Source organism: Neoaquamicrobium sediminum, assembly GCF_013240295.1.
Taxonomy (GTDB): domain Bacteria; phylum Pseudomonadota; class Alphaproteobacteria; order Rhizobiales; family Rhizobiaceae; genus Aerobium; species Aerobium sediminum.
This window is the reverse complement of sequence record NZ_JABETK010000002.1, coordinates 631,362-654,488: the sequence shown is the minus strand read 5'-3', so window position 1 is coordinate 654,488 and position 23,127 is coordinate 631,362. Positions and strand designations below refer to the sequence as shown.

At 63.5% G+C, this 23,127-nt stretch carries 34 protein-coding genes and 2 pseudogenes; 1 reads left to right on the top strand and 35 read right to left on the bottom strand.

Annotation, left to right across the window (positions count from 1 at the left end; all coding sequences use genetic code 11):
- Positions 1-48: 48 nt before the first annotated feature.
- Positions 49-408: a YggT family protein gene (locus tag HK436_RS15040; RefSeq protein ID WP_206680531.1), complete on the top strand. Its 360-nt coding sequence runs from the start codon at positions 49-51 to the stop codon at positions 406-408.
- 27 nt (positions 409-435) lie between these two features.
- Here the strand turns inward: HK436_RS15040 and HK436_RS15035 are convergent, their stop codons facing one another.
- The 35 genes and pseudogenes from HK436_RS15035 to tuf all read right to left on the bottom strand — a co-directional run bounded on the left by HK436_RS15035 (position 436) and on the right by tuf (position 23,069).
- A complete protein-coding gene (locus HK436_RS15035) occupies positions 436-1,227 on the bottom strand; it encodes an ATP12 family chaperone protein (RefSeq protein ID WP_173191032.1) in 792 nt (263 codons plus the stop codon).
- Positions 1,228-1,255: 28 nt separating this feature from the next.
- Entirely contained in the window at positions 1,256-2,176 is a 921-nt protein-coding gene (locus tag HK436_RS15030) for a DMT family transporter (RefSeq protein ID WP_376769166.1), read from the bottom strand.
- Positions 2,173-3,158: pseudogene (locus HK436_RS15025) on the bottom strand (RluA family pseudouridine synthase). The gene HK436_RS15030 and the pseudogene HK436_RS15025 overlap by 4 nt, the downstream one beginning before the upstream one ends.
- Positions 3,159-3,195: 37 nt before the next feature.
- A complete protein-coding gene (gene crcB / locus HK436_RS15020) occupies positions 3,196-3,573 on the bottom strand; it encodes a fluoride efflux transporter CrcB (protein ID WP_173191030.1) in 378 nt (125 codons plus the stop codon).
- Between the two features lie 187 nt (positions 3,574-3,760).
- A complete protein-coding gene (locus HK436_RS15015; protein WP_173191028.1) occupies positions 3,761-5,071 on the bottom strand; it encodes a replication-associated recombination protein A in 1,311 nt (436 codons plus the stop codon).
- Positions 5,072-5,077: 6 nt separating this feature from the next.
- Positions 5,078-6,553, bottom strand: a complete 1,476-nt coding sequence (locus HK436_RS15010) for a DegQ family serine endoprotease (protein WP_173191026.1) — start codon at positions 6,551-6,553, stop codon at positions 5,078-5,080.
- A 77-nt stretch (positions 6,554-6,630) separates the two neighbouring features.
- Positions 6,631-7,203 (bottom strand): ankyrin repeat domain-containing protein, encoded by a 573-nt coding sequence (locus HK436_RS15005; protein WP_244648984.1) that lies wholly within the window; start codon positions 7,201-7,203, stop codon positions 6,631-6,633.
- 167 nt (positions 7,204-7,370) lie between these two features.
- Complete coding sequence (rplQ, locus tag HK436_RS15000; protein ID WP_173191024.1) at positions 7,371-7,802, bottom strand: 50S ribosomal protein L17; 432 nt, start codon at positions 7,800-7,802, stop codon at positions 7,371-7,373.
- A 35-nt stretch (positions 7,803-7,837) separates the two neighbouring features.
- Positions 7,838-8,848: a DNA-directed RNA polymerase subunit alpha gene (locus HK436_RS14995; RefSeq protein ID WP_173191022.1), complete on the bottom strand. Its 1,011-nt coding sequence runs from the start codon at positions 8,846-8,848 to the stop codon at positions 7,838-7,840.
- Between the two features lie 105 nt (positions 8,849-8,953).
- Positions 8,954-9,343 carry a 30S ribosomal protein S11 gene (rpsK, locus tag HK436_RS14990; protein ID WP_173191020.1) on the bottom strand — a complete coding sequence of 130 codons (390 nt, stop codon included), beginning with the start codon at positions 9,341-9,343 and terminating at the stop codon, positions 8,954-8,956.
- 146 nt (positions 9,344-9,489) lie between these two features.
- Positions 9,490-9,858, bottom strand: a complete 369-nt coding sequence (gene rpsM, locus HK436_RS14985; protein WP_173191018.1) for a 30S ribosomal protein S13 — start codon at positions 9,856-9,858, stop codon at positions 9,490-9,492.
- 197 nt (positions 9,859-10,055) lie between these two features.
- The gene (locus HK436_RS14980) at positions 10,056-10,655 is read right to left on the bottom strand and encodes an adenylate kinase (RefSeq protein ID WP_173191016.1); all 600 of its coding nucleotides are present in this window, start codon (positions 10,653-10,655) and stop codon (positions 10,056-10,058) included.
- Positions 10,652-11,992: a preprotein translocase subunit SecY gene (gene secY, locus HK436_RS14975; protein ID WP_173191014.1), complete on the bottom strand. Its 1,341-nt coding sequence runs from the start codon at positions 11,990-11,992 to the stop codon at positions 10,652-10,654. Before secY ends, HK436_RS14980 begins: the two co-directional genes overlap by 4 nt.
- Before the next feature lie 178 nt (positions 11,993-12,170).
- Positions 12,171-12,644: a 50S ribosomal protein L15 gene (gene rplO / locus HK436_RS14970; protein ID WP_173191012.1), complete on the bottom strand. Its 474-nt coding sequence runs from the start codon at positions 12,642-12,644 to the stop codon at positions 12,171-12,173.
- 19 nt (positions 12,645-12,663) lie between these two features.
- On the bottom strand, positions 12,664-12,861 hold the full coding sequence (gene rpmD, locus HK436_RS14965) for a 50S ribosomal protein L30 (RefSeq protein WP_173191010.1): 198 nt from the start codon (positions 12,859-12,861) through the stop codon (positions 12,664-12,666).
- Between the two features lie 17 nt (positions 12,862-12,878).
- Complete coding sequence (gene rpsE, locus HK436_RS14960; protein WP_173191008.1) at positions 12,879-13,445, bottom strand: 30S ribosomal protein S5; 567 nt, start codon at positions 13,443-13,445, stop codon at positions 12,879-12,881.
- A 79-nt stretch (positions 13,446-13,524) separates the two neighbouring features.
- Positions 13,525-13,884: a 50S ribosomal protein L18 gene (gene rplR, locus HK436_RS14955; RefSeq protein WP_173191006.1), complete on the bottom strand. Its 360-nt coding sequence runs from the start codon at positions 13,882-13,884 to the stop codon at positions 13,525-13,527.
- An 86-nt stretch (positions 13,885-13,970) separates the two neighbouring features.
- The gene (gene rplF, locus HK436_RS14950) at positions 13,971-14,504 is read right to left on the bottom strand and encodes a 50S ribosomal protein L6 (RefSeq protein ID WP_173191004.1); all 534 of its coding nucleotides are present in this window, start codon (positions 14,502-14,504) and stop codon (positions 13,971-13,973) included.
- Positions 14,505-14,547: 43 nt separating this feature from the next.
- Positions 14,548-14,946 (bottom strand): 30S ribosomal protein S8, encoded by a 399-nt coding sequence (gene rpsH / locus HK436_RS14945; RefSeq protein ID WP_173191002.1) that lies wholly within the window; start codon positions 14,944-14,946, stop codon positions 14,548-14,550.
- Positions 14,947-14,958: 12 nt separating this feature from the next.
- Positions 14,959-15,264, bottom strand: a complete 306-nt coding sequence (gene rpsN, locus HK436_RS14940) for a 30S ribosomal protein S14 (protein WP_173191000.1) — start codon at positions 15,262-15,264, stop codon at positions 14,959-14,961.
- A 24-nt stretch (positions 15,265-15,288) separates the two neighbouring features.
- Positions 15,289-15,843: a 50S ribosomal protein L5 gene (gene rplE / locus HK436_RS14935; RefSeq protein ID WP_173190992.1), complete on the bottom strand. Its 555-nt coding sequence runs from the start codon at positions 15,841-15,843 to the stop codon at positions 15,289-15,291.
- Positions 15,836-16,150, bottom strand: a complete 315-nt coding sequence (gene rplX / locus HK436_RS14930; protein ID WP_173190991.1) for a 50S ribosomal protein L24 — start codon at positions 16,148-16,150, stop codon at positions 15,836-15,838. The genes rplE and rplX overlap by 8 nt, the downstream gene beginning before the upstream one ends.
- Before the next feature lie 13 nt (positions 16,151-16,163).
- The gene (gene rplN / locus HK436_RS14925; RefSeq protein WP_173190989.1) at positions 16,164-16,532 is read right to left on the bottom strand and encodes a 50S ribosomal protein L14; all 369 of its coding nucleotides are present in this window, start codon (positions 16,530-16,532) and stop codon (positions 16,164-16,166) included.
- Positions 16,533-16,604: 72 nt separating this feature from the next.
- A complete protein-coding gene (gene rpsQ / locus HK436_RS14920; protein WP_173190987.1) occupies positions 16,605-16,865 on the bottom strand; it encodes a 30S ribosomal protein S17 in 261 nt (86 codons plus the stop codon).
- An 11-nt stretch (positions 16,866-16,876) separates the two neighbouring features.
- Complete coding sequence (rpmC, locus tag HK436_RS14915; protein ID WP_173190985.1) at positions 16,877-17,077, bottom strand: 50S ribosomal protein L29; 201 nt, start codon at positions 17,075-17,077, stop codon at positions 16,877-16,879.
- Between the two features lie 13 nt (positions 17,078-17,090).
- Complete coding sequence (rplP, locus tag HK436_RS14910) at positions 17,091-17,504, bottom strand: 50S ribosomal protein L16 (protein WP_148913241.1); 414 nt, start codon at positions 17,502-17,504, stop codon at positions 17,091-17,093.
- A 27-nt stretch (positions 17,505-17,531) separates the two neighbouring features.
- The gene (rpsC, locus tag HK436_RS14905) at positions 17,532-18,239 is read right to left on the bottom strand and encodes a 30S ribosomal protein S3 (RefSeq protein WP_173190983.1); all 708 of its coding nucleotides are present in this window, start codon (positions 18,237-18,239) and stop codon (positions 17,532-17,534) included.
- On the bottom strand, positions 18,239-18,628 hold the full coding sequence (rplV, locus tag HK436_RS14900) for a 50S ribosomal protein L22 (RefSeq protein WP_173190981.1): 390 nt from the start codon (positions 18,626-18,628) through the stop codon (positions 18,239-18,241). The genes rpsC and rplV overlap by 1 nt, the downstream gene beginning before the upstream one ends.
- 2 nt (positions 18,629-18,630) lie before the next feature.
- Complete coding sequence (gene rpsS, locus HK436_RS14895; RefSeq protein ID WP_173190978.1) at positions 18,631-18,909, bottom strand: 30S ribosomal protein S19; 279 nt, start codon at positions 18,907-18,909, stop codon at positions 18,631-18,633.
- A gap of 16 nt (positions 18,910-18,925) precedes the next feature.
- Positions 18,926-19,758: pseudogene (gene rplB / locus HK436_RS14890) on the bottom strand (50S ribosomal protein L2).
- 10 nt (positions 19,759-19,768) lie between these two features.
- Positions 19,769-20,062: a 50S ribosomal protein L23 gene (locus HK436_RS14885; protein WP_173190976.1), complete on the bottom strand. Its 294-nt coding sequence runs from the start codon at positions 20,060-20,062 to the stop codon at positions 19,769-19,771.
- Complete coding sequence (gene rplD / locus HK436_RS14880; RefSeq protein WP_173193493.1) at positions 20,059-20,679, bottom strand: 50S ribosomal protein L4; 621 nt, start codon at positions 20,677-20,679, stop codon at positions 20,059-20,061. Before rplD ends, HK436_RS14885 begins: the two co-directional genes overlap by 4 nt.
- On the bottom strand, positions 20,679-21,410 hold the full coding sequence (gene rplC / locus HK436_RS14875; RefSeq protein WP_173190974.1) for a 50S ribosomal protein L3: 732 nt from the start codon (positions 21,408-21,410) through the stop codon (positions 20,679-20,681). Before rplC ends, rplD begins: the two co-directional genes overlap by 1 nt.
- 103 nt (positions 21,411-21,513) lie before the next feature.
- Positions 21,514-21,822 (bottom strand): 30S ribosomal protein S10, encoded by a 309-nt coding sequence (gene rpsJ / locus HK436_RS14870; protein ID WP_007066362.1) that lies wholly within the window; start codon positions 21,820-21,822, stop codon positions 21,514-21,516.
- Between the two features lie 71 nt (positions 21,823-21,893).
- Positions 21,894-23,069 (bottom strand): elongation factor Tu, encoded by a 1,176-nt coding sequence (tuf, locus tag HK436_RS14865; protein WP_173190949.1) that lies wholly within the window; start codon positions 23,067-23,069, stop codon positions 21,894-21,896.
- Between the last annotated feature and the right edge of the window lie 58 nt (positions 23,070-23,127).

Sequence of the window (23,127 nt, the reverse complement as noted above, 5' to 3'; positions counted from 1 at the left end):
GACAGGGGGCGGGCTCCAGCCCGCCCCTTTCTCGTGGGAGGCATTCGCTTGGAAGATCTGATTTTTCTTCACCCGCTCTGGGTGATCGTGCTCGACTATCTGCTCGGCCTGGTGATGTGGACGCTGATCGGTCGTGCGGCGATGAACATCTTCCTGCCCGAGGATTCCGACTTCTTCTTCATGCGCTTCTTCGTCCGGGCGACAAATCCGATCATCGCGGTATTCCGGCCGATCATCCCCGGCTTCCTGATCGAGCCGCTGGTGCCACTCTTCGTCGCCTGGTTCTTCTTTATGGTCCGCTTCTACCTGATGCCCTGGCTGCTCGGCTATTCCGTCATGGGCATGCTGTCGTTCCCGCTGGAAAGCAGCGTCGCGCAGGGGCTCTACGAGATCTTCGGCCAGTGGTGATCGTTATCTGACGGCCGAGGCGAACGATCAGTCGTCGAGAGCGCGCAGGAGTGCCACAGCGGCGTCGAAGTCGCGCCGGCGCGCCTTGCGGCGCTCGGCTGCCTCCGCATCCTCGCCCCACTGGGCGATGTTCCAGTCCTCGTCCACGTGGGCGGCAGCCCAGGCAGCATCCGGTTCCAGCATCCGGGCCTCGACCGCAAGCGCCAGAAGTGCCGACCCGGTCAGGGTCGTCATCAGATGGATCGCGGACAGCCGGAACGGCTCCGCTCTCTGGCGCAGCCAGAGCCCGACGGCGGCAACCGATTCACGCGGCTGCTCGACGTGCATGACGCCTTCGGCCAGGAAGAAGCGGGCACCGAGCGTGGCCTGCGCCCAGTCGAGTACCGGGTCCCAAAGCTCGGCCTGCCTTTCGACCAGCCGCTCCGGCGCATCCGCGCGGTAGCAGAGCAGGTCGGACGAGGAAAAACGCATCACGTCTTCCAGAACCGCCTGCATTTCGTTTGCCACGCCATCGATGGCCGTGTTTGCCAGCCGCAGGATCGGCATCGAGACCGGATCGATGGTTTCGCCCTGCGCGGAAAACTCACTCGCGACCAGCTCAGCAGCCGCCGCAGTTGACAGGGCCAGCACCGCCTTGCCGGGCGTGCGCACCGGTTTGCCGTCGAGGCGCACCGCAAAGCCCTCGGGCACTTCGGCCACCTCGGCCAGCTTGTAAAAGCGTTTCGGCAGAGGCTGCCGCATCTGTATCTGGGCGCGGCGCACGGGGTCCGGGTCGGACAGGTGATTGCCGCTATCGAGATCGCCGAGCAGATCGCGCATCGTAAATCCTTCGAGTTTCAGGCCGGGTTCAGCCCGGCAGGGTGCGCCGTAACGGCCGGTTGACGAGCAGCAGGCCGACCGCAATCAGGATCAATGCCGCAAAGATGCGCATGGAGAGCGGCTCGTTCAACACCAGCCCCGCGCAAAGAACGCCAAAAGCAGGCGTCAGGAAGGCGAAGCTGGACAAACCGGACGCGGGATAACGCCGCATCAGCCAGAACCACAGCAGATAGGTGAAGGCGACGACATAGACCGCCTGGAACAGCAGTGCGCCGGTGGCCAGCGGCGTCACGTCGCGCAGCAGCGGCCCCGCCAGAGGCACCAGGGGTATGAGGAAGACCGCTGAAACGACGAGTTGATAGAGCAAGGTCTTCTCGGCGCTCGCGACCGAAAGCTTCGAACCCTTGATGACCAGCGTGGTTGCGGCCCACAGCACGCCGCCCGCCAGGCACATGAGATCGCCGCGAAGCGCCTCGGGGCCAGGCAGGCTGAGCTTGTCTGAAAACACCAGCGCAACACCGCCGAAGGCCAGCGCAAGACCACAGAACTTCTGCATCGTGATGCGTTCGCCGAGCAGGAAATGGCCGCCGATCAGCACCCAGAAAGGCATGGTGTTGACCATCAGCGTGGCCCGGGCAGCACTCGTATAATCCAGGCCGAGGAAGATCAGCGCAAACTCGGCTCCGAAGAGCACCCCCACCGCGATGCCAGCCCAGAGCGTGCCGTCGCGCTCGAAGAGCGGAATGCTGCGATAGCGGCACCAAAGCCAGACTAGCGCGCAGGCGATTGCCGAGCGCAGCAGTGCGGCGAATATCGGGTTGTAGCCCGTGTTGGCAAACTTCACCGCCACCTGGTTCAGGCCCCACGAGAAGGTGAGGCCGATCATCAGGGCGGCGGCGAAACTGTCGATCGCCGGTCTCTCGAGTGTCGCGGCCGGCGCGTTGCTCACGCGTCGTCCTCAGCGCTCTGCTCGTCGAAGCCGAGAAGGTTCCAGCTCTGGCGCATATGCGGCGGGATCGGCGCGGTGACGTCGATCACCCCGCCATTGGGATGCGGTATCACGATGCGGCGTGCATGCAGGTGCAGGCGGTTCTGCAAACCGCCGGGGAATTCCCAGTTCTGGTCTGCCTCGAAATATTTCGGATCGCCGATGATCGGGCAGCCAATGTGCGCGGCGTGGACGCGAAGCTGGTGAGTGCGGCCCGTATAGGGCTCCATCTCAAGCCAGGACATGGTTTGTCCGGCCTGCTCCACCACGCGGTAATAGGACACGGCATGGTCCGAATCCGGTTCGCCGTGACGGGCAACGCGCATCCGGTCGCCGTCGAGCGTCTGCTCCTTCACCAGCCAGGTCGAAATCTTGTCCTCGCGCTTCTTAGGCACGCCCTTGACGAGCGCCCAGTAGGTCTTCTTCGCGTCGCGGCCGCGAAGGCTTCGGCCAGCTTCATCGCGGCAAGACGCGTGCGGGCAACCACCAATACGCCCGACGTATCGCGGTCGAGGCGGTGGACAAGACGCGGCTTCTCGCCCTTCTTGCTACGGAAGGCTTCCAGCATGTTGTCGACATGGCGATTGACGCCCGACCCTCCCTGCACGGCGAGGCCGGACGGCTTGTTGAAGACGAAGACGGCGGGGTCCTCGTAGAGCATCATCTTCGACAGCACGGCGCCGTCGTCCTGACCGCGCATGGTGCGCGCCGTCAACGGCTCGCTGCCCTTGCGATCGACGCCGAGCGGCGGCACGCGGATCACCTGCCCCGGCTCGACGCGCGTATCGGCCTTGGCGCGGCCGCCATCGACCCGCACCTGGCCGGAGCGCAGCAGCTTCTGCAAATGACCGAAGCCAAGGCCGGGGAAATGGGTCTTGAACCAGCGGTCGAGCCGCATGCCCGCTTCGCCGGCTTCAACCGTTATCTGCTCTACGCCTGCCATTCTTCTCCAATCTCTGTGTCGCGTGCGCCAGATAGCATCAGGCGAGGTTTCGCGCGACCCACAATCCGACAAACAGCGCGCCGATCGAGAGCAGCACGCTGGCGGCCACATACGAAAACGCCTGCATGAGCGCGCCGCGCTCGTAAAGCACGGCAAAATCGAGCGAAAAGGCCGAAAACGTCGTGAACCCGCCGAACAATCCGGTCGCCACCAGCAGCCTGAGTTCCGCCGAACTGCCTGTACGGCGCACAAGCCAGGCCATGAACAGCCCCATGGCCAGGCTGCCAACCACATTGACGGTCAACGTGCCCCAGGGAAAGCCGGATCCGAACAGGCGCAGCGTCGCAAGGTTCACGAGGTGGCGCAGCCCCGCCCCAACGGCGCCGCCAGCCGCAACGAGGACAAGATGGTACATCAACGTCTCCTGAAACCGGAATAGTTCAGAGATGCGGTCGGTCGTCTTCGCGCGTCCCTAGAGGCTCGCTTCGCTCGCACCTCAGGATGAGGGATGTTGTGCATCCAGCCAACAGTGCGGTGGTTTCGAGAACCAACCTTCCTCATCCTGAGGTGCGAGCGAAGCGAGCCTCGAAGGACACAATGAATCAATTGCCGCGTTCCTTGCGCAACTTCGCCCAGTAATCCAGCCGCTTCCTGACCTCGCGCTCGAACCCTCTATCCGGGGGATCGTAGAATTTCTGGCGGCCGAGAGCTTCTGGAAAGTAATCCTGGCCGGAAAACGCATCCGGTTCGTCGTGGTCGTAGCGGTAGCCGGTGCCGTAGCCCTCCGATTTCATGAGCTTCGTGGGCGCATTGAGAATGTGCTTCGGCGGTGCGAGCGAGCCATGCTCCTTGGCCGTGCGCATGGCCGACTTGAAGGCGGTGTAGAGCGCGTTCGATTTCGGCGCGGTGGCGAGATAGACGCAGGCCTGGGCCAGCGCCAGTTCACCCTCCGGCGAGCCCAGATAGTCGTAGGCATCCTTGGCCGCGTTCGCGATCACGAGCGCCTGCGGATCGGCCATGCCGATGTCCTCGGAGGCCATGCGAACCATGCGACGGCCGAGATAGAGCGGGTCCTCGCCGGCGTCGAACATGCGCGCCAGATAGTAGAGCGCCGCATCGGGATCGGAGCCGCGCACGGCCTTGTGCAGGGCGGAGATCAGATTGTAGTGGCCGTCCTGGCTCTTGTCGTAGATCGGTGCGCGGCGCTGGACAATGCGCTGCAGCCCCTCGGCGTCAAAAACCTCGTCCTCCCCGGCCGCTCGCCATGCCTCCTCGGCCAATGCGAGCGAAGCACGACCATCGCCGTCGGCCATGCGGATGAGGACAGCGCGGGCTTCGTCGTCGAGCGGCAGCGGCCTGCCCTCCTCCGCCTCAGCACGTTCCAGCAGCGCGCCAATGCTCTCCGGCTCGAGCGACCGAAAGGTCAGCACGCGTGCGCGCGATAGAAGCGCGGCGTTCAGCTCGAAGGACGGGTTCTCGGTGGTCGCGCCGACCAGAATGACGGTGCCGTCTTCCATCACAGGCAGGAAACTATCCTGCTGGGCGCGGTTGAAACGATGGATCTCGTCGACGAACAGCAAGGTCTGGCGACCGCTCGCACGGCGCATGCGCGCCGTCTCGAACACCTTCTTCAAATCGGCCACGCCGGAGAAGATCGCCGAAATCTGCTCGAAGGCCAGTCCGGTTTCACCGGCCAACAGGCGCGCGACCGTGGTCTTGCCTGTTCCGGGCGGTCCCCAAAAGATCATCGATCCGAGCGAGCCCGAACGGATCATCCGCGTCAATGCACCGTCAGGTCCCGTCAGATGCTCTTGTCCGACGACGAGCGCAAGCGTCGTCGGCCGCAGCCGATCGGCCAGCGGCCTGCCCGGCGGCTCGGCGCGCGGAGTGTCGGGCTCAAAGAGGTCTGCCATTGCGTATCAGTATCGCAGGATCTGGTTGGTGACGCGGCCGTCGCGCTCGACGGTAAAGCGCCACCAGCGCGAATTGCTCATTGCGACGTCACGCAGCTTCTCCGGCGTATCGATCTCTTCGCCGTTCACTTCCCGCACGATATCGCGCGGACGGAAACCGAACCTTGCGGCGGGCGAATTGCGATCGACTTCGACAATCGCCACCCCCTTGCCGCGCGCCTGACCGCGGATGCCGAGCCTCTGGACGAGACGTGGCGAAAGCTCAGCCACCTTCGCGCCGGCAAACGGGCTGCGCCCGTCGATTATGATCTCGGCCGTCGATTGGCCTTCTGGCGCGCGGATCAGCTCGATTTCCACTTGCCGTTCGCTTCCCTGGCTGAGCACGTCGAGCGTTGCCACGCTGCCGATGGCCTGGGTTGCGAGCCTGTAGCCAAGCGCGTCGGGGTGCTCGATCGACGCACCATTCATTGCCAGAACCACGTCGCCGGGTTTGAGACCCGCGTTTTCCGCCGGTCCGCCCTGTGCCACCGACTTGACCAAGGCTCCGGTCGGGCTGGCCATGCCAAGCGCCTCTGCCATCTGGGCCGTGACGTTTTCGAAGGTGGCGCCGACAAACGGTCGCTCGAAATAGTCGAGGCCGTTTTTGGCGGCATCCACGACTGCACGGACGATGTTGGCAGGGATGGCGAAGCCGATACCGATCGAGCCGCCCGACTGACTGTAGATGGCGGTGTTAATGCCGATCACCTCGCCGCGCATGTTGACCAGCGCTCCGCCGGAATTGCCGGGATTGATGGCCGCATCCGTCTGGATGAAGAAACCGAAATCGTTGACGCCGATGTGGGTGCGCGCGAGCGCCGAGACGATGCCGCTCGTCGTGGTCTGGCCAACCCCGAATGGGTTGCCGATAGCCAGCACAAGATCGCCGACCTCCAGCGCGTCGGAATCGCCCAGCGGCGCGATCGGGAAAGGCTCCGGCGCATCGATCTTGAGAATTGCAAGATCCAGCGATTCATCCTTGAGCAGGATACTGCTGGTGAATTCGCGCCCATCGGACATCGCGACGCGCACCTCGTCCGCGTTGCTGATGACGTGGTTGTTGGTCACGACGTAGCCGGACGGATCGACCAGCACCCCCGACCCAAGCGAGGACTGGACGCGCGGCGGCATCTGCTGCCGCCCGAAAAACTGCTCGAAGAAGGGATCGCCAGCGAATGGCGAGCGCACAGAGACCTGCTGCGAGGCATAGACGTTGACGACTGCGGGCGCGGTCGCCTTGACGAGCGGGGCAAAGGAAAGCTGCATCTCCTGCTGGCCAAACGGCACTCGACGGGCGGGTACCTGCGTCTCGCCACCGCGCAGAAGATCGCTCAACGCATCCGCCAGACCCTTGCCGCCGGCATCCTGCGCCAATGCGGGAGCGCTAAAGACGCAGATGGCAATTGCGGCGAACACGGTGGACAGCGGTGAGGCTCGGTGCATGACGACTCCCTTCAGTGGCAGGCGCGCACATTGTGCGAATGATTGTGCAAATTGGAAGGCCGGGGCCGCGCGTTGCGTCAACCAGCCGACGCGATCAGCTCTGCTATTTCCGTGTAGCCGCGACGTCTCGCATGCTCCAGAGCCGAAACGCCATCATTGTCAGGAATGTCGCGCGCGCCGGCGCGGACCAAATCGCCGACGATCTCCTGGTAAACAGTGCCGCCGTCGCCAAGGATCACCGCCTCCATGAGCGCAGTCCAGCCGAGACGGTTCACGTGGTCTATGTCGATGTCGGTAGCCAGCAGGATGCGAACCGTTTCCGGATGCCCGTGATGGGCCGCCGGGATCAGCGCGGTGCCGCCGTAGCGGTTGGTGCTCGCCATATCCGCGCGGCCCGATGCCAGAATCGCACGGAGAATTTTATTACGACCCTCGGCCCCCGCATACAGGAATGGCGTATCGCGGATGTTGTCCCTGGCGTTGACGTCGGCGCCGGCAGCAATCAGGGCCAGCGCGATATCGACATGGTCGAGCCGCGTGGCAATCAGGAGCGGCGTGCGGCGCGCCGGGTCGCGTTGCTCCAGCTCTTCACCGGCGACCAGCATCGCGTTCACGCGCGCGAGATCGCCCTGTTCCACGGCCCGCAGCATGGGTCTCTCTCCTCCAGCGAATCCATGGCCCAGCATGGCGGCCAAGATGCCGACTGCAACAGCCATCACGCGCCAGCCTTTATGGCAGGGCATCACGCCACACCTCCCCATAAACGAAAAAGGGGGCGCAAGGCCCCCTTCCCGTCAAATCAAGATCGGGGCCGGTCTTACGCGGCCTCGGCCTCGCCATTGGCTTCCTCAGCTTCGACGCGCGCGCGGTCGGCGGCGCCCTTGGCCGAGACGTCGCGGTCGACGAACTCGATCACGGCCATCGCGGCGTTGTCACCGTGACGGAAGCCCGCCTTCATGATGCGCAGGTAGCCGCCGTTGCGGGTGGCGTAGCGCGGCGCAATGGTGTCGAACAGACGCTTTGCAAGCACGTCCGAACCGATCGCCGAGATCACCTGACGACGTGCGTGCAGGTCGCCGCGCTTGCCGAGGGTCACGAGCTTCTCCACGATCGGGCGAAGCTCCTTGGCCTTGGGCAGCGTGGTGGTGATCTGCTCGTGTTCGATCAGCGAGGCGGCCATGTTCGAAAACAGCGCCTTGCGGTGGCTAACGGTACGGTTCAGCCGGCGGCCGGATTTTCCGTGGCGCATTGGCCCTCTCCTTCAGTTTGGTCCGAGGCCGAGCCTCAGTATTGATCTTCGTAGCGTTTTGCGAGGTCTTCGATGTTCTCCGGCGGCCAGTCCTGCACCTCCATTCCGAGGTGAAGGCCCATGGCGGCCAGAACTTCCTTGATCTCGTTGAGCGACTTGCGGCCGAAGTTCGGCGTACGCAGCATCTCGGCTTCCGTCTTCTGGATCAGGTCGCCTATGTAGACGATGTTGTCGTTCTTCAGGCAGTTGGCCGAACGGACCGAAAGCTCCAGCTCGTCGACCTTCTTGAGCAGCGCCGGGTTGAAGGCGAGCTCGGTAACCTGCTCCGAAGCAACTTCCTTCTGCGGCTCGTCGAAGTTGACGAAGAGGCCGAGCTGGTCCTGAAGGATGCGCGCAGCGAAAGCCACGGCGTCCTCACCGGTGACCGCACCGTTGGTCTCGATGGTCATCGTCAGCTTGTCATAATCGAGAACCTGGCCCTCGCGGGTGTTCTCGACCTTGTAGGAGACCTTCTTGACCGGCGAGTAGAGGCTGTCGACCGGGATGAGCCCGATCGGCGCATCCTCGGCGCGGTTGCGATCGGCGGGCACGTAGCCCTTGCCGGTATCGACCGTGAACTCCATGCGGATTTCCGCGCCCTCGTCGAGCGTGCAGATCACGTGGTCGGGGTTCAGGATCTCGACATCGCCAACGGTCTGGATGTCGCCTGCCGTGACGACGCCAGGGCCCTGCTTGCGCACGACCATGCGCTTGGGGCCATCGCCTTCCATGCGGATGGCGATTTCCTTGATGTTGAGCACGATGTCGGTCACGTCCTCGCGCACGCCGGCGATCGAGGAGAATTCATGCAGCACGCCGTCGATCTGCACCGCCGTCACGGCAGCGCCGCGCAGCGAGGACAGAAGCACGCGACGCAGCGCGTTGCCGAGCGTCAGGCCGTAGCCACGCTCCAGCGGCTCGGCCACGAGCGTGGTGAGCGTCTTGCCCTTGGAGGAGAACTCGATCTTGTTGGGCTTGATCAGTTCCTGCCAGTTTTTCTGGATCATTCAGGTTTTCCTTCCGTTTCCCGCCACCATCCAATCGTGGCGGGCAAATCTGGAAACCGAGAGAGGAGCGCCGTGGTGGAGCTCGTCAGGGTATGTTGCTTCGGCCTAGACGCGGCGCTTCTTGCGCGGGCGGCAGCCATTGTGCGGGATCGGCGTAACGTCGCGGATCGAGGTGATGGTGAAACCGGCGGCCTGCAGAGCGCGCAGCGCCGACTCGCGACCGGAACCGGGTCCGCAAACCTCAACCTCAAGCATGCGCATGCCGTGGTCCTGCGCCTTCTTGGCGACGTCCTCGGCAGCAACCTGAGCGGCGAACGGCGTCGACTTGCGCGACCCCTTGAAGCCCTGTGCACCCGCCGACGACCAGGCAATCGCATTGCCCTGCGCGTCGGTGATGGTGATCATCGTGTTGTTGAACGTCGAGTTGACGTGCGCAACGCCCGACGAGATGTTCTTGCGTTCGCGACGGCGAATACGCCCGGCTTCCTTGGCCATGTAGTTTCCTTCCAGTTGATATCAACGCCGCCGTAGTGCCAGCGGCTACACCTCGATGGCAGTAGGGCAATCGGCGCGTGGCATAAGGAAAGCGGCTGGCCGCTATCCGAAATCGCTACACCGCGCGGGCTTGCCTACCCCTCGAATTACTTCTTCTTGCCAGCAATCGCCTTTGCCGGCCCCTTGCGGGTGCGGGCGTTGGTGTGCGTGCGCTGGCCACGAACCGGCAGCGAACGACGATGGCGCAGGCCGCGGTAGCAACCAAGATCCATCAGGCGCTTGATGTTCATCGAGACTTCGCGGCGCAGGTCACCCTCGACCTGGTAGTCGCGGTCGATGGCTTCGCGGATCTGCAGCACCTCTGCGTCGGTGAGCTGGTTCACGCGGCGGTCGGCCGGGATGCCCACTTTCTCGACGATTTCGGAAGCGAACTTCGCGCCGATGCCGTGAATGTACTGCAGCGCGATGACGACGCGCTTGTTGGTCGGGATATTGACGCCTGCTATACGGGCCATTCTCTTCTCCATGTAGGCCGGCCAACGTTCACGTCGAACCGGCGCGTTCTTGTTTTCCCGCGTCCGGTGGAGGCCGGCCCTTGCGGGGATTTCTCATCAAAGCGACCGCGCAGTCCGGAAGGACCGGCGGCACCGTGCCTGGATGGAAGACGGGCCGCTTTAGTCCAGAAAGCGGCGACAGTCAACACCTGGCGGAATTATTGCGCGGCGAGCGCCTTCTGATCGAGCAACGCGTCGATCTGACGGGTTACCGCATCGATGTCGGCCATGCCGTCGACACCCTTCAGCAGCCCCTTGGCGTAGTAGTAGCCGATCAGCGGTGCGGTCTTCTTGTAGTACTCGCGCAGCCGCTCGTCGAACACCTCGGGGTTGTCGTCCTTGCGCACCGGCTGGCCAGCGGCCTTTGCGTCCTCGGCACGCTTGACGATCCGGCCGACAAGGGCCTTGTCGTCGACGACGAGCTCGATGGCGACATCCAGTTTCAGGTCGCGCTTGGCCAGCATCGCCTCGACAGCGTCAGCCTGCGCAAGCGTGCGCGGATAGCCGTCCAGTATGAAGCCATCGGCACAGTCGGGCTGGTCGATACGCTCGGCCACGATCGCGTTGACGATGTCGTCCGAAACGAGCTCACCGGCATCCATGACGGCTTTCGCGCGCTTGCCGACCTCGGTGCCGTTGGCAACGGCAGCGCGCAGCATGTCCCCCGTCGAAAGCTGCGGTATGCCGTGTTTCTCGACAAGCCTCTGGGCCTGCGTCCCCTTCCCCGCTCCCGGCGGCCCGAGCAGAATAAGCCTCATCGTCCCCTCTTTCCTCCACGCAGCTTAGACTTCTTGATCAGCCCCTCATACTGATGCGCGATCAGATGGCCCTGAACCTGCGCGACTGTGTCGAGCGTGACGCTCACTACGATGAGCAGCGAGGTGCCGCCAAGGTAGAATGGGACGCCAGTCGCCGAGATGAGGAATTCGGGGATGAGGCAGACGATCACGAGATAGAGCGCACCGACGGCCGTGATGCGCGTCAGGACGTAGTCGATATATTCGGCCGTACGCTCACCGGGCCGGTAGCCCGGAATGAAGCCGGAATGCTTCTTGAGCTGGTCGGCCGTGTCCTTCGGATTGAAGACGATGGCGGTGTAGAAGAACGCGAAGAAGACGATCATCGCGCCGTAGAGGAACATGTAGAGCGGCTGACCGTGGCCGAGCGTCGCCAGCACCGAATTGGCCCATGCGGGCAGCGCCGTCGTGTCGGAGAAGCCAGCGAGCGTGGCGGGCAGCAGAAGCAGCGACGACGCGAAGATCGCAGGTATGACGCCGGCGGTGTTGAGCTTCAGCGGCAGGTGCGAGGTATCGCCCTGGAACATGCGGTTGCCGACCTGGCGCTTCGGATACTGGATCAGAAGACGGCGCTGCGCGCGCTCGAAGAACACGATCACCGCGATCAGGACAAGCGCGAGCACCAGGATCGCCAGGATCAGGCCGGTCGATAGCGCGCCGGTGCGGCCGAGCTCGAGCGTACCGCTAAGCGCAGACGGGAGGCCTGCGACGATGCCGGCGAAGATGATCAGGGAGATACCGTTGCCGATGCCGCGCGCGGTGATCTGCTCGCCGAGCCACATCAGGAACATGGTGCCGCCGACGAGCGTGATGACCGCGGATGCGCGGAAGAACCAGCCCGGATCCGTCACGATGTTGGCGCCACTCTCCAGCCCCACGGCAATGCCGTAGGCCTGCACGGTGGCAAGCAGCACCGTTCCGTAGCGGGTGTACTGATTGATGATCTTGCGGCCCTGCTCGCCTTCCTTCTTCAGCTGCTCGAGCGTCGGGACGACCGACGTCATGAGCTGCATGATGATGGATGCGGAGATGTAGGGCATGATGCCCAGCGCGAAGATCGCCATGCGCTCGACGGCGCCGCCGGCAAACATGTTGAACATGCCGAGCACGCCGCCCGACTGCTGCTGGAAGGCCTGGGCGAATGAATCAGGATTGATGCCAGGCAGCGGAATGTAGGTGCCGAGTCGGTAGACCAGAAGTGCGCCCAGCGTAAACCAGATGCGCTTCTTTAGGTCCTCGGCCTTCGCGAAGGCCGCAAAGTTGAGGTTTGAAGCTAGCTGTTCCGCTGCCGATGCCATGGAAAATTCTCCGCTTCGTCACGCGAGGATGTTCGCCAGCGCGAACCGCGTGTCGCCGAAGCCACGAGATAGGCTCCGGCCGGCAAAGATGCAAGCGGCGGCCTGCTCATGCTTTCGTCCGATTGATGGTTTTCAACCGGGCTGTAGCATGGGCAGGCCGCCGCCTCGTGGAAGCCCGTTACTCGGCTGCGGCTGCTTCTGGCAGCTTCACCGATCCCCCGGCCTTCTCAACCTGTTCGAGCGCCGGCTTGGAAGCACCGGCGATGTCGAAGTTGACTTTCGTCTTCAGCTCGCCGCCGCCCAGCAGGCGCACGCCGTCCTTGGCGCGGCGGATGACGCCGGCCTTGACGAGCGCCTCGACCGTCACAGTCTCCTTGGCGTCGAGCTTCTTGGCGTCGATCGCCGCCTGAATGCGGCCGAGCGAGACTTCGTTATAGTCCTTGCCGAAGATGTTCTTGAAGCCACGCTTCGGCAGACGGCGGTAGAGCGGCATCTGGCCACCCTCAAAGCCGTTGATCGACACGCCCGAGCGGGACTTCTGACCCTTGACGCCGCGGCCGCCGGTCTTGCCGGAACCGGAGCCGATGCCACGGCCCACGCGCTTGCGGGACTTCGTGGCGCCGTCGCGATCACGCAATTCGTTGAGTTTCATCGTTAGCGCTCCTGCGGTGCTATGCCTCGTCCACGACGCGGACGAGATGCTGCACCTTCGCAATCATGCCGCGCACGGAGGGAGTGTCCTCCAGCGTCGAGCGACGATGCATCTTGTTGAGACCCAGGCCGATCAGCGTCGCGCGCTGTTCGACCGGGCGGCGGATTGGGCTGCCGATCTGTTCGACCGTCAGCGTCTTGCCCTGTTTCTTGGCCATGATCGCAAATCCCTGCCCTATTCTTCAGCCGTCGCGGCGGCGCCACGGCGCGCCTGCAGGGCCGAATACTTGATGCCGCGCTGCGCAGCGATGTCCTTCGGATGCATCTGGCTCTTCAGCGCATCGAAGGTGGCGCGCACCATGTTGTACGGGTTCGACGAACCCATCGACTTGGCAACGACGTCATGCACGCCCAGCGTCTCGAAGACAGCGCGCATCGGGCCGCCTGCGATGATGCCGGTACCGGCCTTGGCGGCGCGCAGCAGGACGCGACCCGCACCGTGGCGGCCCTCGACGTCGTGATGCAGCGTACGGGCCGAGCGAAGCGGCACGAAGATCATGTCGCGCTTGGCGCTTTCGGTAGCCTTGCGGATGGCCTCCGGCACTTCACGGGCCTTGCCGTGGCCGAAGCCGACGCGGCCCTTCTGGTCGCCGACGACGACGAGCGCGGCGAAGCCGAAGCGACGACCACCCTTCACCACCTTGGCGACGCGATTGATATGAACGAGCTTGTCGACGAATTCGCTGTCGCGCTCTTCACGGTCACGGCGATCGCGACCGCCGTCCCTACGTTCCTGTGCCATTGCCCTGATCCTTATTCTTTTCCGGTAGCACGGTTGATGGGAAATGCCGCCACGACGTCATGCGCGGGCGGCGGCGAATTTAGAAGCTGAGGCCGCCTTCGCGAGCAGCGTCGGCGAGTGCCTTGACGCGGCCGTGATAGATGTAAGGTCCGCGATCGAATACGACTTCCTTTACACCGGCCTTGGCGGCGCGCTCGGCAAGCAGCTTGCCGACGGCAGCAGCAGCGGCAGCGTCCGCACCCGTCTTGAGCGAACCCTTCAGGTCCTTCTCCAGCGTCGACGCGGAAGCCAGCGTGTGGCCCTTCGAATCGTCGATAACCTGGGCGTAGATGTTCTTCGAAGAACGGTAGACCGACAGGCGCGGACGCTCGCCGGCAACCTTCTTCAACTGACGACGCACGCGCTGGGCGCGGCGCTGGATGGATTCCTTGGAGGCCATGGCCTGATTCCTTGCCTTGTAAAACGGGGCTGGCCATATGCGGTAAGCTGGGCTTCCCGCGACCACACCCCGTGGCGTTGCAGTTCTTACTTCTTCTTGCCTTCCTTGCGGACGATGCGCTCGCCGGCATAACGGACACCCTTGCCCTTGTAGGGCTCGGGACCGCGATACTTGCGAATCTCCGCCGCAACCTGGCCGACGACCTGCTTGTCGATGCCATTGACCACAATTTCGGTCGGCTTCGGCACGGAAATCGTCACGCCTTCGGGCGCCTCATAGACCACGTCGTGGCTGAAGCCAAGAGCGAGCTGCAGGTTCTTGCCCTGCATGGCCGCGCGGTAGCCGACGCCGGTGATCTCGAGCCTGCGCTCGAAACCTTCCTTCACGCCGGTCACGATGTTCTCGATCTGCGTGCGCGACATGCCCCACTTGGAGCGGGCGTCCTTGCTCTGGTCGCGCGGCTCGACGGCGATCGCGCCGTCGTCCAGCTTCACCAGAACTTCGTCGTTGACGACGAACTTGAGCTCGCCCTTGGGGCCCTTGGCGGTAACGGTCTGGCCGTCGACGCTGGCGGTGACGCCCTGCGGAACAGCGACCGGTTTCTTTCCAATACGAGACATGTTGCTGTCCTCGTCCTTCTTGTTCTTCAGTCAGCCGGCCCGATCAGAAGATCTGGCAGAGCACTTCACCGCCGACATTCTGCTCGCGGGCCTGATGGTCTGCCATCACGCCCTTGGGCGTCGACAGGATCGAGATGCCGAGGCCGTTGGCGACCGACGGGATCGACTTGACCGACACGTAGACGCGGCGACCGGGCTTGGAGACGCGGGCGATCTCGCGGATCACCGGGGTGCCTTCGTAGTACTTCAGCTCGATCTCCAGCTCCGACTTGCCATTGTCGTAGTCGACCTTGGCGTAGTCGCGGATGTAGCCTTCGGACTTCAGCACTTCGAGAACACGGGCGCGCAGGCTCGAAGCCGGCGTCGTCACCTTGTTCTTGCGGCGGCCATAGGCGTTGCGGATGCGGGTCAGCATATCGCCGAGAGGATCACTCATGGACATTTGATGTCCTCCTTACCAGCTGGACTTGACGAGGCCGGGAACTAGGCCGTTGTTGCCGAGTTCGCGCAGCGCAACGCGGCTCATCTTGAGCTTGCGGTAGTAGGCGCGCGGACGGCCGGTCACTTCGCAGCGATTGCGGATACGGTTCTTCGCCGAGTTGCGCGGCAGGGCGGCAAGCTTGAGCTGCGCACGGAAGCGCTCCTCGATCGGCTTGTCCTGATCCATGATGATCGCCTTGAGCTCCGCGCGCTTCGCGGCGTACTGCTTGACGAGCTTGCGGCGCTTCTCGTTCTTCTCGACTGAGCTGGTCTTTGCCATTTCAGGTTCCTTTGTTCGCTGCCGTTACTGCCGGAAGGGGAAGTTCAAGGCCTTGAGCAGAGCCCGGGCCTCGTCGTCCGTCTTGGCGGTCGTACAAACGATGATGTCCATTCCCCAGATCTGGTCGACCTTGTCGTAGTTGATCTCGGGGAACACGATGTGTTCCTTGATGCCCATGGCGAAGTTGCCGCGGCCATCAAAGCTCTTCGCGTTCAGACCGCGGAAATCGCGAACGCGCGGCAGCGCGATCGTGACCAGGCGATCCACGAAGTCGTACATGCGGTCCTTGCGGAGCGTAACCTTGGCGCCGATCGGCATGTTCTCGCGAACCTTGAAGCCGGCGATCGAGTTGCGCGCCTTGGTCACGACAGCCTTCTGGCCGGCGATTTGCGCAAGGTCCTCGGCAGCGACCGACGGCTTCTTGGAATCCGCCGTGGCTTCGCCGACACCCATGTTGATGACGATCTTGTCGAGACGCGGAATCTGCATCTCGTTGTCGTAGTTGAACTGCTCCTGGAGAGCCTTGCGGATCTGGTCGCGGTAAAGCGCCTTCATCCGCGGTTCGTACTGATTAGCCATTGATGACTTCTCCCGAGCGCTTCGCGACGCGCACTTTCTTGCCGTCGCGGACCTCGAAACCGACGCGTGTCGGCGTCTTGCCGTCCTTGGGATCGGCAACTGCGATGTTGGACAGGTGAATCGGCGCTTCCTTGCGGATGAGCCCACCTTCCTGGGTCTGCGACTGCCTCTGATGGCGCACGATCATGTTGACGCCGCGCACCAGCGCCTTGTCGTCCTTGGGCATGACGCGCAGCACCTCACCGGTGCGGCCCTTGTCCTTGCCGGCGAGTACGACGACGTTGTCGCCCTTGCGAATCTTCTGCATTTCACCGGCCTCCTTAGAGCACTTCAGGCGCGAGCGAGATGATCTTCATGTGGCTCTTGGCGCGGAGTTCGCGCGGAACCGGTCCGAAGATACGGGTGCCGATCGGCTCTTTCTTGTTGTCGACGAGAACGGCCGCGTTCTTGTCGAAACGGATCACGCTGCCGTCCGAACGACGGATGTCCTTGGCCGTGCGAACCACGACCGCCTTCATCACGTCACCCTTCTTAACGCGGCCGCGCGGAATGGCTTCCTTGACCGAAACGACGATGATGTCGCCGACCGAGGCATACTTCCGCTTCGAGCCGCCCAGCACCTTGATGCACATGACACGACGCGCGCCGGAATTATCCGCGACGTCGAGGTTTGTTTGCATCTGAATCATGACTGGCCGCCTTCTTCTTCATTTCCGGCAGTGCGCTCGCGGCGCCCTGCCCGGCTTGTCCAAAATTCGTTGTTACTCGGCTTTCGCCGCCTGTTCCTGCGTCTGGTTCTGAATCACGACCCAGCGCTTGTCCTTGGAGATCGGAGCCGCCTCCTGGATGAAGACGAAGTCGCCTACCTTGCAGGCGTTGCTCTCGTCATGCGCCTTGTAGCGCTTGGTCTGACGAACCGTCTTCTTCATCACCGGATGGGTGAAGCGGCGCTCGATCCTGACGACAACGGTCTTGTCGTTCTTGTCGCTGACGACAGTGCCCTGCATGATGCGCTTCGGCATTTTCTTCGTCCTTAAGCCTTCTTGGCGGCGGACTTTTCCGCCGCAATCGTCTTGATGCGCGCGATGTCCTTGCGGACCTGCTTGACGCGCGCGGTTTTCTCGAGCTGACCGGTGGCCTTCTGGAAGCGCAGGTTAAACTGCTCCTTCTTCAGCGAACCCAGTTCATCGTTCAGCTCGTCGAGGGTCTTGGCCCTCACGTCGGAGGCTTTCATCTCGTGGCCCTTCCTATTCTGCGATGCGCTGCACGAAGCGCGTGCGCACCGAAAGCTTGGCAGCGCCGAGACGCAGCGCCTCGCGGGCGATCTCCTCGGACACGCCGTCGATCTCGAACATGACGCGGCCCGGCTTGACGCGCGCCGCCCAATAATCGACGGAGCCCTTGCCCTTACCCATGCGGACTTCGGTCGGCTTCGAGGTGACCGGCAGATCCGGGAACACCCGGATCCAGACGCGACCCTGACGCTTCATCTGGCGGGTGATCGCGCGGCGAGCCGCCTCGATCTCACGCGCGGTGACCCGGTTGGGCTCGAGCGCCTTAAGGCCGAAGCCGCCGAAGTTCAGGTCGGTGCCACCCTTGGCAGCGCCGTGAATACGGCCCTTGAACTGTTTGCGGAACTTTGTGCGCTTTGGCTGCAGCATCGTTCTTCTCCAAAATCCCTATGCTTCTCAGGCGTTTTCGCGGCGACGCGGACCACCACCGTGGCTGTCGGCCTCGATTGCCTTGCGCTCGGACGCCATCGGGTCGTGCTCGAGGATCTCGCCCTTGAACACCCACACCTTGACGCCACAGATGCCGTAGGCCGTCTGCGCTTCGGCGGTGCCGTAGTCGACGTCGGCGCGCAGCGTATGCAGCGGCACGCGGCCTTCACGGTACCACTCCATGCGTGCGATTTCCGCACCGCCCAGGCGACCCGCGCAGTTGATGCGGATACCTTCGGCGCCAAGGCGCATGGCCGACTGAACGGCGCGCTTCATGGCACGGCGGAACGCGACGCGGCGCTCGAGCTGCTGTGCGATCGACTGAGCGACCAGCTTGGCGTCGATCTCAGGCTTGCGGACCTCGACGATGTTGAGGTGCGTTTCAGCCTTCGTCATCTCGGTCAGCTTGCGGCGCAGCTTCTCAATGTCGGCGCCCTTCTTGCCGATGATGAGACCCGGACGCGCGGCGTGAATGGTCACGCGGCACTTCTTGTGCGGGCGCTCGATCACGATCTTCGACACCGCGGCCTGCTTGAGTTCCTTCTCGAGGTACTCGCGGATCTTCAGATCCTCATGCAGCAGCTTGCCGTACTCGCCGGTGTTCGCGTACCAGCGCGAATCCCAGGTGCGGTTGATGCCGAGACGCAGACCGATCGGGTTGATTTTCTGGCCCATCAGGCGGCCTCCACTTTCTCTTCAACTTCGCGCACCACGATGGTGAGGTGCGAGAACGGCTTTTCGATCCGGCTCGCACGGCCACGCCCGCGGGCATGGAAGCGCTTCATGGTGATCGACTTGCCGACATAGGCCTCGGCGACGACCAGTGCGTCGACATCGAGATCGTGATTGTTCTCGGCATTCGCGATCGCGGACTCCAGCGTCTTCTTGACGGTGCCGGCGATGCGCTTGCGGGAGAACTCGAGATCGGCGAGCGCAGTGCCGACCTTCTTGCCACGGATCAGCGCGGCAACGAGGTTCAGCTTCTGCGGGCTGACGCGGATCGTGCGCAGTACGGCGCGCGCCTCGTTGTCGGCGAGCCTGCGCGGAGCTTTGGCCTTGCCCATCGTTACTTCCTCTTTGCCTTCTTGTCCGCGCCGTGGCCGTAATAGGTACGGGTGGGCGAGAACTCACCGAACTTGTGGCCAACCATCTCCTCGGTCACATTGACCGGGACGTGCTTCTGGCCGTTGTAAACACCGAAGGTGAGGCCGACGAACTGCGGCAGGATGGTGGAGCGACGGCTCCACATCTTGATCACCTCGTTACGGCCACCCTCGCGAACCTTATCCGCCTTCTTGAGCAGATAGCCGTCGACGAACGGGCCTTTCCAAACTGAACGGGTCACGTCTGACTACCTTTCCTTAGCTCTTGCGCTGGTGGCGCGAGCGCATGATGAACTTGTCGGTCGCCTTGTTGGACCGCGTTCTCTTGCCCTTGGTCGGCTTGCCCCACGGGGTCACCGGGTGCCGGCCGCCGGATGTGCGGCCTTCACCACCGCCGTGCGGGTGGTCGACCGGGTTCATGGTCACGCCGCGATTGTGCGGACGCTTACCGCGCCAACGGGTACGACCTGCCTTGCCGTCGTTGATGTTGCCGTGGTCCGGGTTGGACACGGCACCGACAGTGGCCAGGCATGCGCCGGACACGATGCGCTGCTCCCCGAGTTGAGGCGCAGGATCGCCATGCCCTGGTCGCGACCGACGAGCTGCACGTAAGCACCTGCCGAACGGGCGATCTGGCCGCCCTTGCCCGGCTTCAGCTCGACGTTGTGGACGATCGTGCCGACCGGCATCGAGCCCAGCGGCATCGCGTTGCCCGGCTTCACGTCGACGCTCTCACCGGCCACCACGCGGTCGCCGGCAGCCAGACGCTGCGGCGCCAGGATGTAGGCAAGCTCACCGTCATCGTACTTGATCAGCGCGATGAAGGCGGTGCGGTTCGGATCGTACTCCAGACGCTCCACCGTACCGCCGACGTCGAACTTGCGACGCTTGAAGTCGATGATGCGGTAGGTGCGCTTGTGACCGCCGCCGATGAAGCGGCTGGTGACGCGACCGGTGTTGTTGCGACCGCCGTTCTTGGTCAGACCTTCGGTCAGCCCCTTCACCGGCTTGCCCTTGTAAAGACCCGAACGGTCGACGATCACGAGCTGGCGCGTGCTCGGCGTAATCGGATTGAATTTCTTCAGTGCCATCGTTCCGTCCTTACAGTCCGGTCGCGACGTCGATCGACTGGCCTTCAGCCAGCGTCACGACGGCTTTCTTGACGTCGCTCTGGCGCCCGATGGTGCCGCGGAACCGCTTCACCTTGCCCTTGCGCAGGAGCGTATTGACAGCGGTGACCTTGACGCCGAACAGCGCCTCGACAGCCGCCTTGATCTCCGGCTTCGTCGCCTTGCGGGCAACGTTGAAGACCACCTGGTTGTACTCGGAAGCCATGGTCGACTTCTCGGTGATCGCCGGCGAGACGATCACGTCATAGTGGCGAAGATCAGTCATTTGAACCGCTCCTCCAGAGCCTCGACTGCGGCCTTCGACAGCACGAGCGTGCCACGGCGCAGAATGTCGTAGACGTTGATGCCCTGGATCGGCAGCACGTCAATGTTGGGAATGTTCGACGCAGCGCGCTTGAAGTTCTGGTCGAGCTCGGCACCGCCGATCACCAGCGCGTTGGTCAGCCCCAGCTTGGCGAAATCCGCCACCAGAGCCTTCGTCTTGGGATCCTTCAGCGCCAGCTCGTCGACGACGATCAGGTTCGAAGCCTTCGCCTTGGCCGAAAGCGCGTGGCGCAGGCCAAGCGCGCGGACCTTCTTCGGCAGATCGTGCTCGTGGCTGCGAACGACCGGGCCGTGCGCCTTGCCACCGCCGCGGAACTGCGGAGCGCGAGCGGAGTGGTGACGGGCGCGGCCCGTACCCTTCTGCTTGTACATCTTGGCGCCGGTGCGCGAGATTTCCGCGCGGCCCTTGGCCTTGTGCGTACCCTGCTGCTTCTTGGCGAGCTGCCAGCGAATGACGCGCTGGAGGATGTCCTCACGCGGATCGAGGCCGAAGATCTCGTCGGAGAGCTTCACCTCGCCGGCAGCCTTGCCGGAAAGAGTGGTGATCTTGATATCCATCATTCGGCTCCCTCAGCCGCCGGAGCAGCTTCCGCCGCCGGAGCATCTACCTTCTTGGCGGCGCGGACGGCGCCCGGCTTCGGAGCATTGTCCGGAAGCGGTGCCTTCACGGCGTCGCGAACCATGATCCAGGCGCCCTTGGAACCCGGAACCGCGCCGCGGATCAGGATCAGGCCGCGATCGGCGTCGGTCGAAACGACCTCGACGTTCTGCGTCGTCACGCGGGTGGCCCCCATGTGACCGGCCATCTTCTTGCCCTTGAACACCTTGCCCGGGTCCTGGCGCTGACCGGTCGAGCCGTGCGAGCGGTGCGAGACCGAGTTACCGTGGGTCGCGCGGCCACCACCGAAGTTGTGGCGCTTCATGACGCCCTGGAAACCCTTACCGATCGAGGTGCCCGTCACGTCGACCTTCTGGCCGGCGACGAAATGCTCGACGGTGATCTCCGAACCGACGTCGATCAGGTTGTCCGGCGACACGCGGAACTCCGCGAGCTTGGCCTTCGGCTCGACGGAAGCAGTCGCGAAATGGCCGCGCATCGCCTTCGTCGTATTCTTCACCTTGGCAAGCCCGACGCCGAGCTGCAGCGCCGTATAGCCGTTCTTTTCCTGGGTACGCTGAGCAACGACCTGGCAGTTCTCCATGCGGAGAACCGTGACCGGCACATGCTCACCAGCGTCGTTGTAGACGCGCGTCATCCCGATTTTCTGTGCGATAACACCTGAACGCATCGGTTGTCTTCCTTCAGAGTTCCCTGTCGGGGACCAGCCCCTCCAGCCTCTTGTTTCTCAGAGGAGCCTTTCGGGCGAACCCGGCCGGCTCATGTTTAAGCCCCTAGAGCTTGATCTCGACGTCGACGCCGGCGGCCAGGTCGAGCTTCATAAGAGCGTCGACGGTCTGCGGGGTCGGGTCTACGATGTCCAGGAGGCGCTTATGCGTGCGCATCTCGAACTGCTCGCGGCTCTTCTTGTCGATGTGCGGCGAGCGGTTCACCGTGAATTTCTCGATCCGCGTCGGCAGCGGGATGGGCCCGCGAACGTTGGCCCCGGTGCGTTTCGCCGTCGATACGATCTCGCGCGTCGACGCATCAAGTACGCGATGGTCAAACGCTTTGAGGCGGATGCGGATGTTTTGCCCGTTCATCTAGTCAATTCCTTCAAGTCTTCCGCGGGCGCGGGCAACAACCGCGCCCGCGACAGACCCTGTTGATCTTCTTATTCCGTGATTGCGGCGACGATGCCGGCGCCGACGGTGCGGCCGCCTTCGCGGATGGCGAAGCGCAGCTTCTCTTCCATCGCGATCGGCACGATCAGCGTCACGTCGACCGTCACGTTGTCGCCCGGCATCACCATCTCAGTGCCTTCCGGCAGCGTCACGATGCCCGTCACGTCCGTCGTGCGGAAGTAGAACTGCGGACGGTAGTTGGTGAAGAACGGCGTGTGACGGCCACCCTCCTCCTTCGTCAGGATGTAGGCCTCGGCCTTGAACTTCGTGTGCGGCTTCACAGAACCCGGCTTGCACAGGATCTGGCCACGCTCAACGTCCTCACGACCAACGCCGCGGATCAGCGCGCCGATGTTGTCGCCAGCCTGGCCCTGGTCGAGCAGCTTGCGGAACATCTCGACGCCCGTAACCGTCGTCTTCGAGGTCGGACGGATGCCGACGATCTCGACTTCCTCGCCGACCTTGACCACACCGCGCTCCACGCGGCCAGTCACCACCGTGCCGCGACCCGAGATCGAGAACACGTCCTCGATCGGCATCAGGAACGGCTGGTCGATCGGACGCTCAGGCGTCGGGATGTAGGCGTCGACCTCGGCCATCAGCTTGCGGACCGCGTCCTCGCCGATCTCCTTGTTGGAATCCTCAAGCGCGGCAAGCGCCGAACCGGGGATGATCGGAATGTCGTCGCCCGGGAACTCGTAGACCGACAGAAGCTCGCGAACCTCGAGCTCGACAAGCTCGAGAAGCTCAGCGTCGTCAACCTGGTCGACCTTGTTCAGGAACACAACGATCGCCGGAACGCCAACCTGACGGGCAAGCAGAATGTGCTCGCGCGTCTGCGGCATCGGGCCGTCGGCAGCCGACACAACCAGGATCGCGCCGTCCATCTGCGCGGCACCCGTGATCATGTTCTTCACATAGTCGGCGTGGCCGGGGCAGTCGACGTGGGCGTAGTGACGGTTCTCCGTCTCGTACTCGACGTGAGCCGTCGAGATCGTGATGCCGCGCGCCTTCTCTTCCGGTGCAGCGTCGATCTGGTCATAAGCCCGGAACTCGCCGAAGAACTTCGTGATCGCCGCCGTCAGGGACGTCTTGCCATGGTCAACGTGACCAATCGTGCCAATGTTCACATGCGGCTTATTACGCTCAAATTTACCTTTGGCCATGTGACTTCTCCATTTCCTGTGCGCCTGTTCAGGCTGCTAGTTCTGCTTCTCGCGTCCG

Coding starts and splice junctions, on each gene's coding strand:
- HK436_RS15035 (WP_173191032.1), bottom strand. CDS start 1,227: ATGCGCGATCTGCTCGGCGATCTCGATAGCGGCAATCACCTGTCCGAC.
- crcB (WP_173191030.1), bottom strand. CDS start 3,573: ATGTACCATCTTGTCCTCGTTGCGGCTGGCGGCGCCGTTGGGGCGGGG.
- HK436_RS15015 (WP_173191028.1), bottom strand. CDS start 5,071: ATGGCAGACCTCTTTGAGCCCGACACTCCGCGCGCCGAGCCGCCGGGC.
- HK436_RS15010 (WP_173191026.1), bottom strand. CDS start 6,553: ATGCACCGAGCCTCACCGCTGTCCACCGTGTTCGCCGCAATTGCCATC.
- HK436_RS15005 (WP_244648984.1), bottom strand. CDS start 7,203: ATGCTGCGGGCCGTGGAACAGGGCGATCTCGCGCGCGTGAACGCGATG.
- rplQ (WP_173191024.1), bottom strand. CDS start 7,802: ATGCGCCACGGAAAATCCGGCCGCCGGCTGAACCGTACCGTTAGCCAC.
- HK436_RS14995 (WP_173191022.1), bottom strand. CDS start 8,848: ATGATCCAGAAAAACTGGCAGGAACTGATCAAGCCCAACAAGATCGAG.
- rpsK (WP_173191020.1), bottom strand. CDS start 9,343: ATGGCCAAGGAAGCCGGGCGTATTCGCCGTCGCGAACGCAAGAACATC.
- rpsM (WP_173191018.1), bottom strand. CDS start 9,858: ATGGCCCGTATAGCAGGCGTCAATATCCCGACCAACAAGCGCGTCGTC.
- HK436_RS14980 (WP_173191016.1), bottom strand. CDS start 10,655: ATGAGGCTTATTCTGCTCGGGCCGCCGGGAGCGGGGAAGGGGACGCAG.
- secY (WP_173191014.1), bottom strand. CDS start 11,992: ATGGCATCGGCAGCGGAACAGCTAGCTTCAAACCTCAACTTTGCGGCC.
- rplO (WP_173191012.1), bottom strand. CDS start 12,644: ATGAAACTCAACGAATTGCGTGATCGCGACGGCGCCACGAAGTCCCGC.
- rpmD (WP_173191010.1), bottom strand. CDS start 12,861: ATGGCCAAGAAACAGGGCAAGACGCTGACGGTCGAACAGATCGGCAGC.
- rpsE (WP_173191008.1), bottom strand. CDS start 13,445: ATGGCACAGGAACGTAGGGACGGCGGTCGCGATCGCCGTGACCGTGAA.
- rplR (WP_173191006.1), bottom strand. CDS start 13,884: ATGGCCTCCAAGGAATCCATCCAGCGCCGCGCCCAGCGCGTGCGTCGT.
- rplF (WP_173191004.1), bottom strand. CDS start 14,504: ATGTCTCGTATTGGAAAGAAACCGGTCGCTGTTCCGCAGGGCGTCACC.
- rpsH (WP_173191002.1), bottom strand. CDS start 14,946: ATGTCCATGAGTGATCCTCTCGGCGATATGCTGACCCGCATCCGCAAC.
- rpsN (WP_173191000.1), bottom strand. CDS start 15,264: ATGGCAAAGACCAGCTCAGTCGAGAAGAACGAGAAGCGCCGCAAGCTC.
- rplE (WP_173190992.1), bottom strand. CDS start 15,843: ATGGCTAATCAGTACGAACCGCGGATGAAGGCGCTTTACCGCGACCAG.
- rplX (WP_173190991.1), bottom strand. CDS start 16,150: ATGCAGAAGATTCGCAAGGGCGACAACGTCGTCGTACTCGCCGGCAAG.
- rplN (WP_173190989.1), bottom strand. CDS start 16,532: ATGATTCAGATGCAAACAAACCTCGACGTCGCGGATAATTCCGGCGCG.
- rpsQ (WP_173190987.1), bottom strand. CDS start 16,865: ATGCCGAAGCGCATCATGCAGGGCACTGTCGTCAGCGACAAGAACGAC.
- rpmC (WP_173190985.1), bottom strand. CDS start 17,077: ATGAAAGCCTCCGACGTGAGGGCCAAGACCCTCGACGAGCTGAACGAT.
- rplP (WP_148913241.1), bottom strand. CDS start 17,504: ATGCTGCAGCCAAAGCGCACAAAGTTCCGCAAACAGTTCAAGGGCCGT.
- rpsC (WP_173190983.1), bottom strand. CDS start 18,239: ATGGGCCAGAAAATCAACCCGATCGGTCTGCGTCTCGGCATCAACCGC.
- rplV (WP_173190981.1), bottom strand. CDS start 18,628: ATGGGCAAGGCCAAAGCTCCGCGCAGGCTCGCCGACAACGAGGCGCGC.
- HK436_RS14885 (WP_173190976.1), bottom strand. CDS start 20,062: ATGACTGATCTTCGCCACTATGACGTGATCGTCTCGCCGGCGATCACC.
- rplD (WP_173193493.1), bottom strand. CDS start 20,679: ATGGATATCAAGATCACCACTCTTTCCGGCAAGGCTGCCGGCGAGGTG.
- rplC (WP_173190974.1), bottom strand. CDS start 21,410: ATGCGTTCAGGTGTTATCGCACAGAAAATCGGGATGACGCGCGTCTAC.
- rpsJ (WP_007066362.1), bottom strand. CDS start 21,822: ATGAACGGGCAAAACATCCGCATCCGCCTCAAAGCGTTTGACCATCGC.
- tuf (WP_173190949.1), bottom strand. CDS start 23,069: ATGGCCAAAGGTAAATTTGAGCGTAATAAGCCGCATGTGAACATTGGC.